Origin of the sequence: Streptococcus atopicus, from assembly GCF_049166725.1 — a bacterium.
GTDB lineage: Bacteria > Bacillota > Bacilli > Lactobacillales > Streptococcaceae > Streptococcus > Streptococcus hominis.
The window spans coordinates 1-3,667 of the sequence record NZ_JBMHFC010000019.1 but is presented as its reverse complement, the minus strand read 5'-3'; the positions used below and the strand labels follow the sequence as shown (position 1 = coordinate 3,667).

Annotated in this window: 2 protein-coding genes; one reads left to right on the top strand and one right to left on the bottom strand. The window is 29.9% G+C overall.

All coding sequences use genetic code 11. From position 1 onward, the window contains the following. Positions 1-38: 38 nt before the first annotated feature. Positions 39-2,285 carry a hypothetical protein gene (locus tag ACOMA9_RS09720; protein ID WP_371507343.1) on the top strand — a complete coding sequence of 749 codons (2,247 nt, stop codon included), beginning with the start codon at positions 39-41 and terminating at the stop codon, positions 2,283-2,285. Here the strand turns inward: ACOMA9_RS09720 and ACOMA9_RS09715 are convergent. Then, positions 2,271-3,533: an aminotransferase class I/II-fold pyridoxal phosphate-dependent enzyme gene (locus ACOMA9_RS09715; RefSeq protein ID WP_421425372.1), complete on the bottom strand. Its 1,263-nt coding sequence runs from the start codon at positions 3,531-3,533 to the stop codon at positions 2,271-2,273. The two genes, ACOMA9_RS09720 and ACOMA9_RS09715, sit on opposite strands and share 15 nt — an antisense overlap. Between the last annotated feature and the right edge of the window lie 134 nt (positions 3,534-3,667).

Below are 3,667 nucleotides of genomic sequence, written 5' to 3'. Positions count from 1 at the left end.
TAGTGATAATAAATTGTTATCGGTAGGAGAGAGTCAAATTGCTTAAATATTTGGAGGAGTTTCTAGCAAAATATCCCAATTTTTACCAAATTTTCATACCAATAATTTTATCTATCATGATATCGGTCATGCTGTTCATATTCAAAATTCCACAAAGGTTATTACAAAAATACAAAAAACGCCAGAATATTTTCAAGAAAAAGCAATATATACAAAATGAAGTCTATTTAAAACGGGATTTAGAGATTCAAGTAATTCTTCAAGAACTCATTAAAGAGCAAAAAGTAACTATTGTATACGGTGCTTTAGGGCGTGGTAAGACAATTATACTGAAAAAGCTACATGATAGAATCATTGATAAAAATGAAAAATTCCTTAAGTTTTCATTGTATATCGATTTAGAAAAGAAAAATTTATTTGATGAATTGGAGAAGATTTCTGAAATAACGATAACTAATCCACTTGATTTTTATAATTGGCTTAATAGTCTCCTTGGTCGTAAAAAATGTTTGATTATTCTAGATAATATTGTGCCATCACAATATGCCGATATCATTAATTTTTTCCTAGATAACTATCACAGTCAATACAAAATTATAATGGGTTTAAATTATATTAATCCTAAGGAATCATCTCAAATAGAAATTAAAAATTTTGATGCTAAACAAGTTACTGAATTAGCAAAGCTACGTAGGTTGGATATAGACGAAGACAATCTTTCAAGAGTATTTACCTTAACTGAAGGCATCCCTGTATATGTGGATTATCTGTTTAAAACAAATCATCACCCAATTAACTATGAGCTCATGGAGGTTATATACTCCCAATTAGCCAATTGTTCCTCCGAGGAGAAAGACGTCTTGCAGGCAATTGCCTTGAACAAAATTCTATATTATAACTTTACTGAGAAACTATTCTCCACTTTCGATATTAGTCTTATAGTATCCTTAGCATCAAAGGGGCTAATTCAATTTGAACAAACTACAAAGACTATTGAATTAAACTCTCAAATTGCTGAGCAGTACCTTTCACACTTAAAGAATGAAAATGTGTATGTGAAATTATTAGAATACTATAAAATACACAGTCCTAAAAACTTTTTAGAGTTGTCACTACGAATGCCTATCGAAATGAAAAATGATTATTCATGCTTTGTTCAAATATTAAAGCAGTTATACATCAATGGAGAATATCAGTATTTGCTATATTTAGGTGAGGTAATTTTACAAAACGGTATTCAACCTTTTTTTGATTTTGATAAAATTATTGATTGTTTTTTTGACTGCTATATTTCTTCTTTATTAAGAATTGGAGATTACAACTACGCAAAAGATATTATTGATAGGATAAATGATTCTGATTTGTTTGAAAGTAGACTAATTTATAGAGATGTTCAAACCGAAGCAATATCTTATAAGATAAACTTCTGTGATCTCTTGCACTTAACAAATTCATTCCAAGAGGCTATTGATAACTTAGAACTACTATTAGTAACAAGTACATTATCTTCTGAGCAACTAGAACGCTGTAACTATTTAATCTTGCATTGTAAGAGACACATCGGTGAGAATTTGAAACAAGTTTCGAGGGAATTTAAAGTACTTTCCAATACTAGTCAAGATAGTTATTTTAAAATTCGTTCGTTATATTCATCTTTTTCAATAGATATGTTTCAAGGAAAAAAAGACATAAAAGAATCATTTGAAAAGATGAGAAATAAAATAGACAGTTTGAATCCTAATAGTGAAATATTATTATTTGCTCAACGACATTATATTATTTTTTATCGTAGAATCTGTAAAGATTTTAAGAAAGCAGAAAAGCTCCTAATACAAAATATTAAGAGCTTAGAAATTAGCAAATCACGAATCCTATATGATTATTATTTTGAAGCAGGTGAACTATATCGTGAACGTTTCTATAGACAGTCTTCTAATAAAGACTATCAGACAAGTTGTAATTACTATGAAAAGGCAATTGAATTTTCAAAGAATGTAGGGGACACTAACTTATATCATAATGCTATGATTGGTAAGATATTATTAAAGACACAGCACTCTAGAGTTACACAGAAAGATCTAAATTTTATTCTCCGAGCAACTCAAACAGAGTCTATGCTGAATATGATGCAATTCCAATTAGTTTATTATTATCTTACAAACGATTATGACATGCTTGCAAAAATTTCTAAATATGCTAGTCAGCTAGAGTATTGTGATACTTCTAATATTGCTAAAAAATTATCGAAAAAGCATTTTTGTTTTATACCTCTAACAGTCATGTAAACTTTTCTTAAAATGATTAACTTGCGCTTCTGAAAAAGTATAGTTTAGAGTCCGTTTTGCGTTTAAAAAGTTATTAACATGCTTAGTGATTTCCTCGCTAGGCATGTTATTTTTGATTGCAGTAAATATGATAGCTATAGTTTCAATAATGTCTGTTTCCCAATTATAGCGAGCAATTTCTTGTAATCCAATCCTAATCCCAAAGTCATTGTAAACTTTCTTTTCTCGCTTTGTCACAGAAATTCCATAGCGACAACATGCTTCGAAAAAGGCGCTCAATTCATTTTGATTAGAGAAGGAAATCCATATTTGATGAGTTTCGGAGCACCGTTCGCCACCAACGAGATTAAATCCACTCTGTAGTAACTTTTGAGAAAGCCTTTCGTTCATATATCTGATATTTTGAGAGTATGCTTTTCCAAATTTTTCAAACTCTATCAAAGTAGTTATTAAACTAAGAATATGATGGAAGTGAGTATTTCTTAAGTAATCTGGATTGATGGTTTCATATTTTTGAAGTAGAGTTGGATTATTTGTTAGTATAAGCCCGCATGTTACTCCAGGAAGAGTCTTATGTGTAGCACCAAACATAATGAAATTATCATTTCTACTATTGAAATGTTCAAAGGGATTTTTATTCTCTTTACCTGCAATCAAACCTAAAGTTTGGGTTGCATCGTACAATAATATACAGTCTTCAGGTAAGTCAATCTTTTCTAACTTAGGCTGGAATAGTACATCAGAGAGACAGACCAAAATTCCTTTCGGATTTTCCTCTGTTAGAGCATTATTTAATTGTTCGTAATCAAAATCTAACTTATCATAATCATAAGGAATATATCTAGTAATTAACCCTAATCTTCGACATATTTTCTTTATTGAGGTATGGCCGCCATATTCATCACTTGAAATATATATAATATCTCCTACCTCGAATAAAGTCATCAATAAAGACGTAACAGCATTAATACCAGATAGGGTACGTGCATCTGCATATTTTGCACCATATAACTCAGAGCACAGCTGGTTTAAAAAAATATTAAATTCAAAAAGTTTATCACTTCCTAAAAAATTATTTTCTTGATAGGTTGAACTTGCCCCTAGAAGATATTTTTCTTGCAGTGATGAAGATAGCATAATTTTAGAAAATGGTGATACAACATTCTCAGCAGCACACAAAGGAAGTTGATTTTTATATGTAGAAACAGCGTCATTATACAGTTGTTCAAATTTATGTAATGTATCCATAATTTCTTCTCCTACCGATAACAATTTATTATCACTATACAAAGTGTATAAATCAGTCTATAATAGCGTCATTATCGTTAAAGGAGACTATCATGGATTATACTATTATTTCTAATTACCTAGATTATTGCAAA